This window comes from Burkholderia sp. Tr-20355 (genome assembly GCF_017104685.1).
In the GTDB taxonomy this organism is placed as follows: Bacteria; Pseudomonadota; Gammaproteobacteria; order Burkholderiales; family Burkholderiaceae; genus Burkholderia; species Burkholderia seminalis.
In genome coordinates this window covers 32,779-47,808 of the sequence record NZ_JAAGPK010000012.1, presented here as the reverse complement: position 1 = coordinate 47,808, position 15,030 = coordinate 32,779, and the positions used below count along the sequence as shown (strand labels likewise).

The 15,030-nt window shown below is 66.5% G+C and carries 16 protein-coding genes and 1 riboswitch; of the genes, 7 read left to right on the top strand and 9 right to left on the bottom strand.

All coding sequences use genetic code 11. The features are described 5' to 3' along the window. The first annotated feature begins 27 nt into the window (after positions 1–27). The 6 genes from G3N62_RS04910 to G3N62_RS04885 all read left to right on the top strand — a co-directional run bounded on the left by G3N62_RS04910 (position 28) and on the right by G3N62_RS04885 (position 6,268). A complete protein-coding gene (locus G3N62_RS04910; RefSeq protein ID WP_069704730.1) occupies positions 28–1,002 on the top strand; it encodes a threo-3-hydroxy-L-aspartate ammonia-lyase in 975 nt (324 codons plus the stop codon). Between the two features lie 128 nt (positions 1,003–1,130). After that, entirely contained in the window at positions 1,131–1,379 is a 249-nt protein-coding gene (locus G3N62_RS04905; protein WP_124669958.1) for a hypothetical protein, read from the top strand. A gap of 416 nt (positions 1,380–1,795) precedes the next feature. Then, a riboswitch (cobalamin riboswitch) is annotated at positions 1,796–1,989 on the top strand. Positions 1,990–2,203: 214 nt separating this feature from the next. After that, entirely contained in the window at positions 2,204–4,132 is a 1,929-nt protein-coding gene (locus tag G3N62_RS04900) for a TonB-dependent receptor (RefSeq protein WP_124669956.1), read from the top strand. Between the two features lie 130 nt (positions 4,133–4,262). Continuing rightward, a complete protein-coding gene (locus G3N62_RS04895) occupies positions 4,263–4,835 on the top strand; it encodes a TetR-like C-terminal domain-containing protein (RefSeq protein ID WP_049030586.1) in 573 nt (190 codons plus the stop codon). A 22-nt stretch (positions 4,836–4,857) separates the two neighbouring features. After that, a complete protein-coding gene (locus G3N62_RS04890; protein WP_124669955.1) occupies positions 4,858–5,853 on the top strand; it encodes an alpha/beta hydrolase in 996 nt (331 codons plus the stop codon). A gap of 7 nt (positions 5,854–5,860) precedes the next feature. Next, a complete protein-coding gene (locus tag G3N62_RS04885; protein WP_034191305.1) occupies positions 5,861–6,268 on the top strand; it encodes a DUF6331 family protein in 408 nt (135 codons plus the stop codon). Here G3N62_RS04885 and G3N62_RS04880 read toward each other — a convergent pair. Continuing rightward, positions 6,265–6,897: a LysE family transporter gene (locus tag G3N62_RS04880; protein ID WP_124669954.1), complete on the bottom strand. Its 633-nt coding sequence runs from the start codon at positions 6,895–6,897 to the stop codon at positions 6,265–6,267. The two genes, G3N62_RS04885 and G3N62_RS04880, sit on opposite strands and share 4 nt — an antisense overlap. 114 nt (positions 6,898–7,011) lie before the next feature. On the opposite strand from G3N62_RS04880, the gene G3N62_RS04875 reads away from it, so the two are divergent. Further along, complete coding sequence (locus tag G3N62_RS04875; RefSeq protein ID WP_034191303.1) at positions 7,012–7,473, top strand: Lrp/AsnC family transcriptional regulator; 462 nt, start codon at positions 7,012–7,014, stop codon at positions 7,471–7,473. A gap of 120 nt (positions 7,474–7,593) precedes the next feature. On the opposite strand, the gene G3N62_RS04870 is transcribed toward G3N62_RS04875, so the two are convergent. The 8 genes from G3N62_RS04870 to G3N62_RS04835 all read right to left on the bottom strand — a co-directional run bounded on the left by G3N62_RS04870 (position 7,594) and on the right by G3N62_RS04835 (position 15,030). Beyond that, entirely contained in the window at positions 7,594–8,922 is a 1,329-nt protein-coding gene (locus G3N62_RS04870) for a collagen-like triple helix repeat-containing protein (RefSeq protein WP_083262755.1), read from the bottom strand. Between the two features lie 280 nt (positions 8,923–9,202). Then, complete coding sequence (locus G3N62_RS04865) at positions 9,203–9,550, bottom strand: copper-binding protein (protein ID WP_124669953.1); 348 nt, start codon at positions 9,548–9,550, stop codon at positions 9,203–9,205. Between the two features lie 83 nt (positions 9,551–9,633). Further along, a complete protein-coding gene (locus G3N62_RS04860) occupies positions 9,634–10,425 on the bottom strand; it encodes a DUF2182 domain-containing protein (protein ID WP_034191299.1) in 792 nt (263 codons plus the stop codon). Continuing rightward, positions 10,422–11,066 (bottom strand): DUF1326 domain-containing protein, encoded by a 645-nt coding sequence (locus tag G3N62_RS04855; protein ID WP_049036321.1) that lies wholly within the window; start codon positions 11,064–11,066, stop codon positions 10,422–10,424. Before G3N62_RS04855 ends, G3N62_RS04860 begins: the two co-directional genes overlap by 4 nt. Positions 11,067–11,233: 167 nt before the next feature. Beyond that, positions 11,234–11,533: a hypothetical protein gene (locus tag G3N62_RS04850; RefSeq protein ID WP_034191297.1), complete on the bottom strand. Its 300-nt coding sequence runs from the start codon at positions 11,531–11,533 to the stop codon at positions 11,234–11,236. 216 nt (positions 11,534–11,749) lie between these two features. Then, positions 11,750–11,998, bottom strand: coding sequence for a hypothetical protein (locus G3N62_RS04845; protein ID WP_049036319.1), 249 nt, complete (start codon positions 11,996–11,998; stop codon positions 11,750–11,752). 425 nt (positions 11,999–12,423) lie between these two features. After that, the gene (locus G3N62_RS04840; RefSeq protein ID WP_080287998.1) at positions 12,424–13,893 is read right to left on the bottom strand and encodes an efflux transporter outer membrane subunit; all 1,470 of its coding nucleotides are present in this window, start codon (positions 13,891–13,893) and stop codon (positions 12,424–12,426) included. A 6-nt stretch (positions 13,894–13,899) separates the two neighbouring features. Further along, positions 13,900–15,030, bottom strand: coding sequence for an ABC transporter permease (locus tag G3N62_RS04835; protein WP_059556583.1), 1,131 nt, complete (start codon positions 15,028–15,030; stop codon positions 13,900–13,902).

The following is a 15,030-nucleotide window of genomic DNA, read 5'->3' as shown; positions in this document are numbered from 1 at the left end:
ACTGACCTTTCCGACTCTCGAGCAACCATGAACTCTCCGACCCTCCCCACGTACGACGACGTCGCCGCGGCCGCGGCCCGGCTCGAAGGCCATGCGCACCGCACGCCGGTGATGACGTCGCGAACGATCGACGAAGCGCTCGGCGCGCAGGTGTTCTTCAAGTGCGAGAACCTGCAGCGCATGGGCGCCTTCAAGTTCCGCGGCGCGTTCAACGCGTTGTCGCGTTTCAACGCCGAACAGCGCCGCCACGGCGTCGTCGCGTTCTCGTCCGGCAACCATGCCCAGGCGATCGCGCTGTCGGCGCGCATCCTCGGTATTCCCGCGACGATCGTGATGCCGCAGGATGCGCCGGCCGCGAAGATGGCCGCGACGCGAGGCTATGGCGGCAACGTCGTGACCTACGATCGCTACACCGAGGACCGCGAGCAGATCGGGCGCGATCTTGCCGAACGGCACGGGCTCACGCTGGTGCCGCCCTACGACCATCCGGACGTGATCGCCGGCCAGGGCACGGCGGCCAAGGAACTGTTCGACGAAGTCGGCCCGCTCGACGCGGTGTTCGCGCCGCTCGGCGGCGGCGGGCTGCTGTCGGGCACCGCGCTGTCGACCCGCGCGCTGTCGCCGCACGCGAAGTTGTACGGTGTGGAACCCGAAGCCGGCAACGACGGCCAGCAATCGTTCCGGTCCGGCGCGATCGTGCGGATCGACACGCCGCGCACGATCGCCGACGGCGCGCAGACGCAATACCTCGGCAACCTGACGTTCCCGATCCTCCGCCGCGACGTCGACGACATCCTGACCGCGACCGACGCGGAGCTGATCGACTGCATGCGCTTCTTCGCCACCCGTATGAAGATTGTCGTCGAGCCGACCGGCTGCCTGGCGTTCGCCGCCGCGCGACGGATGAAGGACACGCTGCAAGGCAAGCGCGTGGGCGTCGTGATCAGCGGCGGCAACGTCGATCTCGAGAACTTCTGCGCACTGGTGTCGACGCCGGCCTGAGCGTCGCGGCGCACATGAACATCCTGTCATCCGTGCGCCATGGCACCTTCACGACGCGTTAAGTTTCGCGCCCTAGACTGATGACGTTGCCCGCAGTCAGTCGCGCAGTCAGTCGTGAAGGAGCCACCATGAACACGCACGCGATCGTCGCCGCCGCCCTGGCGGCTGTCTCTCTTTCGGCGTTCGCTCAACCGGGCGCGACGTCATCCGGTTTCCCCGCCGCATCGCCGCACGACGTCGTCGCGCAAGCGATGCACCGCTCGCCCGGCGCGTTGCCGCACGCCGGCTTCGTGCTCGCGAAGATCGATCAGAACAATACGCCGCCCGATCGGGGCGGCGACCCGGGCGGCCGCGCGCACGCCGGCACGCACATGTAACGGCGCGCGCCGGGCGCCGCTGCCGCGCCCGGCCCCGCCGGCAATCAGAACGCCGGCAGCGACGGGTCGCGTGCGGCGAGGATGTCGTCGGTGCGGGCTGTTCCGCGATCTGCAGCTGTTCGGCTGGCCGATCGTGCAACCGCGGCGACCGACCGGCATGCGGCTCGGCGATCCGCGCCGCGACAACGCTGTGCCGCTGCCCGGGCTGCTCAACGCGCCGGCTGACGTCGACCGGACAACCTACGGTTTCGCCTTCGATACGACGCGGCTCGCATGCCGCTTGCCCCTCCCGATTCATCAGACGAGAAACGCGACACCAACACACAAGCGAAAGGATTCGGAAAGCGCTTGCCGGAGAATGACGTTTTTTCGCACCTTCGCGCGGCGCGGCAATTGACGTGCGGGAGCGCACGCCATTACCCTTGCGCGCTGATGGTTCCCAGCGATGGGATCAAAAGGGAACGCAGGACGGGCAACGACTCGAATCTGCGGCTGCCCCCGCAACTGTGAGCGGCGAATCCGTGCCACTGCGCGCCACTGGGAAACCGGGAAGGTCCGCACGGATGACGACCCGCGAGCCAGGAGACCTGCCATCGACCCGAGGTCCAGCAGCCGCACCGGGCGGGGTGTCCCGATGCGCAAGCGCCGCCGTTGGCGGTCGCCCGTTGCATGGACGACCCGACCTCAGGATCCGTCAGATGTCCTTCGTTCCCGAATCCGCTTCCCTGCCGGAAGCGTCGCGCCGACACGCCGTCGGCATGCGCAACCTGCCCGCCCTTCGCTCGCGACCGCCCTACGCGCCACACGCTTTCTCTCGCTGTCTGATGAACCTTCGTTACCTGCTTGCCACATCCGCCGCCACCGCGCTGCTCACCCCGCTCGCCCATGCCGCCGGCGATACCGCGCTCCAGCCGCCCGCCCAGCCCGCGGAAGGCGCCGATCTGCCGACGATCAGCGTGACCGACACGCGGCACCTGCCCGAATCGTTCGACCGGCGCTATGCGTCGACGCAGGTGCTTACGCGAGAAGATCTCGACCGGCTGTCGTCGACCGACCCGAGCATCACGCAGGCGCTCGCGACGCTGCCGGGCGTGACCATCTCGCAGAGCGGCGGCCCCGGCTCGTCCGCGTCGGTCAGCATCCGCGGCTCGTCGGCCAGCCAGGTCGCCGTGTTCATCGACGGGATCCGGATCGGCTCGCCGACCACCGGCATCGCGCCGTGGGCCGACCTGCCGGCCGACGCGTTCGAACGCGTGGAAGTGATTTCGGGCCCGGCCGCCGCATCGTTCGGCAGCAACGCGATGGGCGGCGTCGTGCAGCTCTTCACGCGCCGCGCCGCCAACCGGCCGAACCAGACCACCGTGTCGTTCGGCGGCGGATCGAACAAGACGTTCGACACGCAGTTCCGCACGTCGGGCACCCTGCCGTCGACAGGGCCGCTGGCCGCGCTCGGCGGTGTCACCTACTCGCTGGGGCTGCACGACTACAACACGGCCGGCATCGATGCGACGCGGCCCTTCTTCTACGGTCACGAAGCCGGCCGCAATCCGTATCACGCGCAGGATCTCGATGCGCGGCTCGGCTATGCGCGCGACAACTGGTCGATCTCGACGTTCGCGCTGTATCACCGCTCCGACCTGTCCTACGACAACAGCGGCTATGCGAATCGCGAGCTCGATCACCAGCTGACGACCGGCATCGCATTTCATCTCGACATCACGCCCGATACGCAGTTCGACCAGTCGTTCGGTTATGCGAACGACCGCCAGTTCATCTACGCGGACAACCCGGCCCTCGCGACCGACCAGATCAATTCGCAGCGCATCAGCACGTCGACGTCGCTGACCCATCAGGCGCACGGGTTCCGCCTGTTCGGCCTGCCGCTGTCGGGCGAAACGAAGCTCGCCTACGATTTCACGCGCGAACAGGCATTCCTGCCGATCGACGCGCCCGGCGGCATACCGACGCGCAACGACTCGGCGTTTTCGCTGCATCAGTCGGCCACGCTCGGCAGCGTGACGCTGTTCCTCGCGGGGCGTCGCGAGATCATCGCCGGGCAAGGCGTGAACACCGGCAACGCCGCGCTGTCGTGGACGATCACGCCGGTCTACACCGCGCGCGTGTCGTACGGCAACGCATTCCGCCTGCCGAGTTTCAACGACCTGTACTACCCCGGCTACGGCAATCCGAACCTCAGCCCGGAACGTAGCACGTCGGTCGAGGCCGCGCTCGACGCGAACACGTCGTACGGCACGTTCTCGGCGGCGGTCTACGACACGCACGTCAACAACCTGATCGCGTACAACCCGGCAACGTTCTCGCCGATGAACATCGGCCGTTCGCACATTCGCGGCATCGACCTGTCGTACAAGGGGACGATCGGCCGCTCGACGCCGGTGAGTCTGGCCGTCGGCCTCCTGAATCCGCAGGACGAGACCAACCAGACCTGGCTCAACCGCCGGCCGCGCCAGACGGTCAGCCTCAGCGTCGACCACACGTGGGACGAACTGAAGCTCCACGCGCTGAGCACGGGCGCATCGCTGCTCTACGGCGGCACCACGTTCGACGATCCGGCCAACACGACGTATCTGCCGTCGTACCTGACGGTGAGCCTGCGCGCGTCGTACCGGATCAATTCGCACCTGACGGTGTCGGCGTCGCTGTCGAACCTGTTCGACCGGCAATACATGACCGCGTACGGCTACAACACGCTCGGCCGCACCGCGTTCGGCAAGATCACCTACACGTTCTGACGGCCGGTCGCCCCGGCGCCTGCGTCGCGGGCGCCGGGGCGGATCGGCATGGCCGGCACCGTACGGGAAATTGACTTCGCGGCAAAAACTAATAGAATTAGTTTTTTGACTAATTCACATAGCATTCGTCATGGCGCGTGCCGGCATTACCGTAGACAGACTCGTCGAAGCCGGCGCGCGGCTCGCCGACGAAACCGGCTTCGAGCCGCTCACCGGCGCGGCGCTCGCGCGGCATTTCGGCGTCAAGCTGGCCAGCCTGTATTCCCATGTCCCGAGTTTCGACGATCTCAAGAGCCGGATCGCGCTGTTCGCGCTGCAGGAGCTGGCCGATCGCGCCGCCGATGCGCTGGCCGGCCGCACCGGCAAGGATGCGCTGACCGCGCTCGCGAACGTCTATCGCGACTATGCGCGCGCACACCCCGGTCGCTTTGCGGCCGCGCGCCATCCGGTGAGCCCCGAGCGCGCCGCCGAAAGCGCGGGCGGGCGGCTCGTCATGATGACCTCGGCCGTGCTGCGCAGCTACGACCTGCCGGAAGCCGAGCAGGCCCATGCGATCCGCCTGCTCGGCGGCTTCTTCATGGGCTACGTGACGCTCGAAGGCGCCGGCGGTTTCTCGCACGGCACACCGGATTCCGACGCATCGTGGTCGCGCAGCCTCGATGCGCTCGACGTGATGCTGCGCCACTGGCCTTCGGCCGCATGACGGGCCTGATGGAATTCAAGCGATGAACGACAAACCCGATGGCGTCGTGCTGCCGAGCCGCGTCGTGCCCTTCCCCACGTCGATCAGCGACGAAGCGCGAGCCGCGTTGCAACGCCTGGTCGGCGACGACGGCGTGCCGCTGAATGCGCTGCACGTGATGCCCGCGCCGGACGATGTCGACGCGTGGATGCGCGTGAAGGCGGCCGCCGATGCGCATTACACGGCCGCGGTCGGGCAACTGGCCGGCCATCTGCGTTCGAGCGTCGAGACGATCCGGGCCGGCGATGCGGACCTGCACGTCGCGACGCCCGAAGCGGCCGCTTCCGACGAATGCGCGTACATCGACCTGCATGGCGGCGCGCTGATCGTCGGCGGCGGCGCCGCATGCCGCGCCGGCGCGCAGATGCATGCCGACCGCCTGGGCGTTCGCTGCTACGGTGTCGATTACCGCATGCCGCCCGAGCATCCGTATCCGGCCGCGCTCGACGATTGCATCGCGGCCTATGCGTTCGTGCTGGCGCGCCACGCGCCGGAAAACATCGTCATCGGCGGCCGCTCGGCCGGCGGCAATCTCGCGGCCGCGATGGTGCTGCGTGCCCGCGACGAAGGCTTGCCGCTGCCGGCCGCGCTCGTCCTGCTGTCGCCGGAAGCCGATCTGACCGAATCCGGCGACAGCTTCGAGACCAACCGGCTCGTCGACGTCGTGCTGCCGGCGTCGCTGATGCCGAACAACCTGCTCTACGCGAACGGCGCCGATCTCGCGCATCCGTATCTGTCGCCGCTGTTCGGCGATTTCTCGGCCGGCTTCCCGCCGACGTTCATCCAGAGCGGTACGCGCGACCTGTTCCTGTCGAACGCGGTTCGCCTGCACCGCGCGTTGCGGCGCGCGCAAGTGCCGACCGAACTGCATGTGTTCGAAGGCATGCCGCACGGCGGGTTCATGGGCGCGCCGGAGGATATCGAACTCACCCGGGAGATCGCACGCTTCATGCATGCCCGTTTCCGGGCCTTGAATTGAGCCGGCGATGAACGGAAAACCGCACAAGGACGACATCAGCATCGGCAAGGATCGCTGGATCGAAGTCGGCGATCTGGCGGGCGGCCAGGGGCGCGCGGTCGAAATCGACCCGCATCTGACCGCGGTCATGCCGTTGCTCGATGCGCTGGAGACGAACTGCGTCGCCGGATGCTGCGGCATCGACGCGTTCGGTTTCTGGCCGGACGAAATCGCCACGGCGCTCGACCGGTGGCCGCCCGATGCGCCGGCTCGGCTCGCCGACGATCTGTTGTCGGTCCAGCGTGCGATCGACGCGTTGCCGGCCGATGTCGTCGTCAGCACGCGCATGAACCAGTACTTTCGGAAAACGGTGATGCTCGAACTGCTCGCCCATATCCGGACGACGATCGACGCCATCCGGTCGAACGACGCCTAGATCATCGCGCGCGCGCCTGCGACCAGTTGGACCGCGCCGAATACCGCGATGACGGCCGCCGATACGCGCGACAGCCCGTGCATGAACGCGAGCGACAGCTTCGTGCGCAGCGCGGCGGTCGCGCTGCTCAAGCACAGCCACCACGCGGCGGAGCCGACGAACACACCGGTGACCATCCACGCCACGGCAGGCCCGACCGAGCTGCCGGGCGTGCCCGACAGCGGGCCGAGCGCCGCGAAAATCCCGACGAACGACAGGATCGTCATCGGGTTCGACAGCGTGAGGCCGAACGTCGTCAGGAAATCCCGCAGCACGGTCGTGCGCGGCAGGTCGCGCTGCAGCGCCGCCTCGGCCGGCGGCTGACGCAAGATGGTCCACGCGAGCCAGACGAGAAATGCGCCGCCGCCGATTTTCAGGCCGACGGTCAGCATCGGGAACGCGGTAACGACGCCTGCAATGCCCAGCGCGCCGAGCAGGCCGTAGATCGCGTCGGCGCACGCGGCGCCGATGCCCGTCGCGAACCCCGCCCGAAAACCACGGCTCAGGCTGCGCTGAATGCACAGCATGCCGATCGGGCCGACCGGCACCGCGATCGACAGCCCCATCACGACGGACTTGATGAACAGCATCGCCTGCTCCTTGTGGCATCCACGGGTTGAACAGGCATCGTAGGGAAAGTCCGGTCACCGCTGAATGCGGTTTTTAAGGAAAAATGGCGGCTCTACCTTAAAAACTCCGCCGCGATGGACGATCTGGACTGGAAGGTACTGTCGCTGCTGCAAGCCAACGGCCGCATCAGCTATACGGAACTGGCGCGCCAGGTACACCTGTCGGTGCCGGCGGTGACGGAGCGCGTGAAGCGCCTCGAATCGGCCGGCGTCATCGAGGGTTATACGGCGCGGATCAATCCGGCCGCGGCCGGCTATCCGGTGAGCGCGCTGATCGGCATCACGGTGCCGCAGCCGGCGAAAGCGAAGTTCCTCAAGCTGCTGGAGACGATTCCCGAAGTCGTCGAGTGCCATCACGTGACGGGCGCGGATTCGTATGTGATGCGGCTCGTCGCGATCGGCATGACCCATCTCGAACAATTGATCGAACGCATCAACCTGTACGGCGAAACGCGCACGTCGATCATGATGTCGACGCCGCTGCCGGCGCGCGGGCTCGCACGACCGCCATCGAAGCTCGGCGACACGCGCGGATGATGCGTCGATCAGGGCCAGACGACCGGCCGCGCGTCGAACGCCATCGACCGGTCACGCGTGGCGCCAGCCGGCCCGTCAATGACAGGCCGGCTGTCCGCCGCCGCGATCGACGCACACCGGCTACTTGCCGGCCAGGCCGCCGAGCAGGCCTCCGACCAGCGACGTCACCGGCGCAAGCGGATTGGCAAGACCACCCGCCGGTGTGCCGGTCGCGGGACCATCGTGCACGGTCGCCGGGATGCCGCCGACCACGCTCGTCACCAGCCCGGAGATCGGCACCGCGCCGTTCGCGCCGCCCGGATTCACGAGGCCGCCCACGTTGGTAACCGTGTTGCCGACCGCCCGGACAAGGGTGCCGACGCCGCCGACGAGCGGCTGAGGCGACGCGGCGCTCACCTTCCATCCGGCCGACGTGACCGCCGCGCCGACCTGCCCGAGCAGGCCGGCCACCGGCTGCCCGAGGCCGGTGGCGGTGCCGACCTGCTGCGTGAGCTGGCCCGCCGTCGTCACGAGCGGCGTGATCGCCGTGCTGATCGCCTGCGTCGCCTGCTGGACCGGGCCCGACGACAACGCCGCGCCGAGCGTCGTGCCGCCCGTTCTCAAACCGCTGGACACCGTGTCGAGCAGCCCGCTGATCGGTGTCGTAAGCGGTGAAAGCGGCGAGAGCGGGCCGGTACCGAGCGCCTTGACGGTTTCGCTGAGGCCGCTGACGGGGTTGCTGGTCGACGCGACGATGTTGCCGAGGCCGGCGACCGTCGTGCCGACCGGGTTCGGTACGATGCCGATCTGGCCGAGACCGGCACTCACGACGTTCGACGTCTGGCTGATGATCGTGCCGACACCGGTCACCGTGTCGGCAGGCCCGACGGTGACGCCCCTGCTGACGCCGGGGAGGGTCACGCCGGCGAGCGTGGTGCCCGCGTCCATCACGATCCCGCCGACTGAGCTGATGATGCCATTCGTGCCTGGCGCGCCGCTCGTGCCGCTACTGCTCGTGCCGCTACTGCTCGTGCCACTGCTGCTTGTGCCACTGCTGCTCGTGCCGCTACTGCTCGTGCCACTGCTGCTTGTGCCACTGCTGCTCGTGCCACTGCTGCTCGTGCCACTGCTGCTCGTGCCACTGCTGCTCGTGCCGCTGCTGCTCGTACCACTGCTGCTCGTACCACTGCTGCTCGTGCCACTGCTGCTCGTGCCACTGCTGCTCGTACCACTGCTGCTCGTGCCACTGCTGCTCGTACCACTGCTGCTCGAACCGCTCGACCCGCTGGTACCACCGCTGCTCGAACCGCTCGACCCACTGGTACCGCTGGTCGTCCCGCTGGTACTCGTCCCGATGGTGTTGCCGGCCAGCGGCGGTGCCGTGATGTCTCCGCCACCACACGCAGCCAGCGTGCATGCCGCGACAATGGCGGCGAACGCGACATTCGCCTTGATGAATGGATGTTGCATGGAAGCCCCCGTCTGCTATTCAGCGCGATCCTTCCATCAAGCATCTACCGTGCCATTTCCGTCGGCCCCGTTAACAGTCTTTCGATCGGGACGCGATGACCTGCCGGCGGCGCGTTCGGGTACGGCGCATCGCTTCGGCGCCGGCTCGACCTTGCCGATCCGCACCTGCGTCCCGGCAATGCAGACGTAACATCGGCCTTGCGTTACGTAGCATGAATGGCGAAAGCATGCCGGGCCGCGCATCGTCGGCCCGCGGCGAACCTGTCCGCACCGCCCGTCGTCACGGACCCTTCACCAGCTTCACGATCGTGAGCACGCCGTCCACGCGCTCGATCCGGACCCTGACCTTGTCGCCGGCGCGCAGCGCCCCGATCGTCACCGCATCGCCGGCCTTGAACGCCATCGTCATCGCCGGCATCCCGACGTTGTCGAGCGCGCCGTGCCGAAGCGTGACCATCCCGCGCCCGGTGTCGACCTTCTTCACCTCGGCATCGGTCAGCGCGGCGTCCGGTGCCGCCATCTTCCTGCCGCCCATGTCCATGCCGGCCATGTCGCCGGCGGCCAATACCGGCATCGCAACGGTTGCCACCGCACACAAGACGGCAGCGGCATGAAAGCGGATCTTCATCGATCGTCTCCCGTTGACGACTGCGTTGCCGGTGCGAGCACCATCACGGCCGGTGCACGGCCGCTGGCGCCAGCCGCGGACGATCAGACCAGCAACGTCGCGCCGGCCCACACGATCAGCACGACGCCGAGCGCGCGGCCGACACGTTCTCCGCCTGGCAGGATCTTTTCCGCAAACACGAACAGCGACAACGCGGCAATCCACACGACGTTCATCACGCCGCCGACGAACAGCAGCGCCATCAGGAGCCAGCAGCAGCCCACGCAGTACGCCCCATGGCGCGCACCGAGCAGGAAACTGCCGGCGACGCCCGGACGCCAGTGCGCGACCAGGAACGCGGCCGGCGCGCGGCATTGCCGCAGACACGCGCGCTTGAGCGGCGAGAACTGATAGAGCCCGGCCAGCGCCAGCACGAACGCGGAAAGGGCCGCGCTCTTCGACCACAGCATCATCGCGGAGATCAACCCCGCCGGCTGCAGCAGTGCCTGAAGCCACGCCGCGCCGATCGAAAACGCGAGCCAGGCCGTCAGATAACCGGCCAGCAGCGACACCGACGTGAACGCCGAGCCCGCTTCCCCGTTGCCGCGATGCCGCAACACGCGCCGGTACAGCATCACGAGCGGCGCCGCACCGGGCGTCATCATCGCGATCATCATCACCCACCACATCACGATCACGGTCGGCAGCGACGGCTCCATGCTGCCCGGGTCGTCCGCGAGCCGATGCGGAAAGAGCGCGACCGTCGTCATCTCCAGCGCCGACATGCCGGTACCCGCGCCCGTCCACAGGTAGAACCAGCACACGGCGACGAGCGCGGCCATGCCGAGCAGCGTGATGACGCGCTCGCGCCCGAGCCAGATGCCGAGCGGAGTCATGCCGCGACGCGATGCCGGATCAGTCCGTGATTGTTCAGGTGCAGCCGCGCGAACTGCGCATAGGTGCCGTCGAGATTCAGCGCGAGGTTGCCGTGCGAGCGCCCCGTGCCCGAACCGATCTCGGCCAGTTCGTATTCGAAACCGTGCGGCAGGTCGATTCGCACGCGATGCGCGTCGCCCGTCACCGGATTGCGGATCGGGTCGCCCGCGAGGTCGAACACGCCATCGACGTGAATCCGGCCGCGCCGGGCATCGACATCCACGTCGAAATCGATCTTCGCGAAGATCGGATCGAACGCGTGCTCCAGCGTCGACGCGTACACCGAGAACATCGTCGCGAACGGATCGGTATCCTGACCGGTCATGATCTTCAGCACGGCATCGCGCTGCGCCAGGCTGGCGCGTTCGTCGACGATCGGCTGGCACTTTCCGTGACCTTCGTGGACGGCGCCCGGCCAATGGAACACGACCGCGATCCGGACGCCGTCGAGCACCACATCGCCGTAGTGACCGCTGTCGATCGAAATCGCGCCCATCGCCTCGCAGTTGCCGTTGGTCGGCAGCGCATTGAACTGGCATGGGCAACCGTATGAGCAATTGCAGCTGATCATTTCGGTGCCCTGAATCTCCCACGGCGTCATGGCTCCACCTCGCGCTCTGTGACACATGAACGCTTCGAATCTAGTGCACGCTATCGGGGAAATCAAAGCAGGAATGCCCGCGTTAAATCGGTGTTTCCGCGCCTCATATATGACTTATCGAACCGCGTGCGCATCGGCATTCCGGTCGCTGTCTCCGCCCCGTCGCGTCACACGAGCAACGACGCGACGATCGCACACCACACCGCACTCGCGCCGCCCAGAAACGCGCGCCGTGCGACGAGCATCCGAGATTCGTCACCGGGGGTCTTCATCGGCGAGGTGGCGAGAAACGGCACGCACGCGAGACAGGCGAAGCCCGCCAGCGCGAGCACCACGACGACATAGTCGCCGAACCGCCAGGGCAGCGGTTCGTGCAATCCCCAGTAACCGAGAAACAGCATGCCCATCGAGAACATCGTCGCGGAGGCCGAGCTGAGCGCGACCACCGATCCCGTCGGAAACTGCATGGGAACCTCCCTTCGCGCAGCGCGCGATGCAACGCTTCTCGCCAGGGATCGCCACGATCGCGCCGGCTATCGACCGGTCACGGATTCATGACCCGCTCGAAAGGACGAAGCGCGCCCCCGCTGCCGCTCGACGAATACGCGTTGTCACGGATTGACAGATTCAGCCAGACAAGCCGACATTTCGTACCGATCCAATCGGGCACGTACGTCACGCCGCTACTCCGGCTTCTTCGCGACCTGCGCGACGGAAATCCAGCCCACCACCGCCGCGGCGACCCAGCAGCACGTGACCAGCAAGTCGAGATTCATCCAGCCTTCGAAATTCGCACTGTTTTCGAAACTGCAGCGCTGACGGCCCCTGACCCACATGCAGCCGCTGATCAGCTGGTCGATGTGCATGTAGACGCTGTATACCGCAACAGCCGAGGCGATGACGGCGACCCGCAGGCTCATGCTTTTTTTCATTGGTGCTGGACGCGTGTGGTGAACTCCCGTCGATCTTAAGCCAATGGCGATGCGTGACGCAATCGCCCGGGTATCGTCCCGATTGACCGGTACGCGTGAAACAGTGTCGACCGGGTAACCACAACGGGGAACGCTCATGACGAAACAGAACACGATCGCGCTGATCGTCGATCCCGGAAGCGGCGAGCGGATTCGCGACGTCGCCGCGCACGCCCGGCATACGTGGGTCGTCACGAGCGACATCGAGGATCTCGTCGTGCCGATCATGGACGCGCCGATCCCGCCCCGACCGCGATGCGCTGACGCGGGGGGATGGCGTAACGGAGGTTCTTGCCCTGTCTCGCCTCGGCATTGACGCGGGACGGAACCGCCCGGCCTGCATCCCGGCGGTCACCCACTCCGACGCCCGCTCGGCGCACGGGCAGTCAATCCCGACGATACGCATCGCCACCGACGGCGGCAAAGAAGGAAACCGTACTGGCCATCCTGGCCGCACGAACGCGAATCATCTCGAGCCGCGCCAGATCATATGCATACTCGTCGCGCAGCACATGAAGCCGATCCGAACTGCCGTTCTCGAACTGACGCCGGGTCATCTCCAGAACGGTCCGTTGCCGTTGCGCGACCGCTCGACGCGCTTGCAGCGCGATCGCGTCGCGATCGATTTCGGTCATCGCATCGGCGACGCTCTGCAACGCGCCCAGCACGACCGTCCGATAGTCCTCGAACGTGGCATCGTAGGCGGCGATCGCCGCATCCCGTGCGGCACGCAATTCTCCACCGCGAAAAACCGGTGCGCCAAGCTGGGCACCGATATTCCAGATCGTCGCGCCGCCGGCAAACAACTGACCGAGCGCCAGCGGCGACGACCCGATGCTCGCCCCCAGTTCGATCCGCGGGTAAAGATTGGCCGTGGCGATGCCGGCCAGTTCGCCGGCAATATGCAGGCGCGCCTCCGCTGCGAGAATGTCGGGCCGTTGCCGCACGAGCCCCGACGGCACCGTCGACGGCAAGTCTTGCGGCAATTGCAAGTCGTCCAGGCGAAACCGAGGCAGCGACTCGGGCGATGGAACACCGGCATAGGCCGCGAGTTGAAACCGGATTTTCAGCAGTTCCGCATGCAATGCCGCCCGTTCCGCTTCGATTCGATCGACGTCCGAATCGCCATCGATCGTTTCCCGATGCGCGACGCTGCCGATTTCATGCCGTTCGCGCAGCATCTTCCCAACGGCTCGCCGGTTCCGCAACACTGCGTCGTTCACGTCTATTTCGTCACGCAGCCGCCCTTCCCGGACCACCGCAGCGATGATATTGCTGACCAGTGTCAAGCGCGCGGCGTCGGCCTGATGCCTTCTCAGCGCTGCTTCATACCGTTTCGCCTCGACCCGATGGCGCTGTGCGCCGAAGAAATCGAAATCGTATCGAACGCTCACGTTCGTGTTGTACAGCATGAACGGGGACGGGTTGGGAATCATCGGCAGACCGGCGGCCGCAGTATTCAACTGCTCCCTTTTGGCTGACGCGCCGACGTCGACCTGCGGATAGCGACTGGCACCCTGTTGTCCCGCAAGATACTTCGTCGCCTCGATCAACCGCGACTCCGCGCTCCGTATCGACGGACTGTCCCGCATCGCCTGCTCGACGAGCGCATCCAGCGCCGACGAACCAAAGTGCCGCCACCAGCGCGGGTCGCGTTCGACAGGCATGCCGGCCTCGTCGCGATCGGTCGAGCGGACGCTCATCCCCATGAAGGTGGCCGGCAATGCCAGGTCGCTCGTGGATCGGGGGACAAACGCAGGATGGCTGCACCCCTGCCCCGCGACGATGACGACCGCGATCGACAGAACCGCAATCGCGCGGCAGGCACGGCGGCGTGGATAGGTTCGTTGTGCCATCGTCGTTCAATCGAGCGTGGTGCGGTACGCGAGCAGGCCGACCGTCATTGCAACCAGAGCGAACACGACCATCGTCGCGGCATCGGGCCATATTTCGTTCCATCCGCTCCCCTTCAGGAGAACACCGCGAATGGCCCGGTTGAAATAGGTCAGCGGCAATCCGTTGCCGAGCAGCCGCGCCCAGCCTGGCATGCCGGCAAACGGAAACATGAATCCGGAGAGCAGGACGCTCGGCAGGAAATAGAAGAACGTCATCTGCATCGCCTGCAACTGGCTCCGCGCGACCGACGATATGGCGATGCCGACCATCAGGTTCGCGACGATCAGCAACGATGCGAGGCAGTAGACCGTTACAGGATTGCCCTCAAACGGCACGCTGAACACGAACCGGGCCGCCAGCAGGATGATCGTGCACTGCAGGAGCCCGATCAGGATGTACGGCACGATTTTTCCGCAGATCACCTCGATCGAGGTTGCCGGCGACGCGAGGATGTTCTCGATCGTTCCGCGTTCACGTTCGCGCGTAATCGCGAGGCTCGTCATCATGACCATCGTCATCGACAGGATGACGCCCATCAATCCGGGGATGATGTTGTACTGCGTAATGCCGGCGGGATTGTAGATCCGGTGCACCCGGGCCGAGAATGCTTGCGGAGGCGCGGTTCTCACCAAGGCTCCGATCAAATCCTTGTTCAACACCGTCTGCGTCATCGTATTGAGAGCGGCGATCGCATTTCCCGTTGCGGCGGGATCGGTCGCATCCGCCTCGACCAGAATTTCCGGATGCTCGTTGCGCACCAGCCGTCGCGAGAAGTCGTGCGGCACGCTGACCACGAACTGCACGATGCCCTTTTGCAGCGCGTCACGGGCCGCGCGTTCGGAAAACAGGCCGCCCTGGACGTCGAAATACCCCGTGTTGCGCATGCCGGCGACGAGCGATCGCGAAAATTCGCTTGTGTCGTCGGCGAGCACGATCGTCGGCAGATGCCTGGGATCACTGTTGATCGCAAAACCGAACAGCGCCAGCTGCACGATCGGCAACACGGCGATCATCCCGAGCGTCACGCGATCGCGGCGGATCTGCAAGAACTCCTTCGTCACCATGCTCCACCAGCGGGAAATCGAGATGCGGATCAT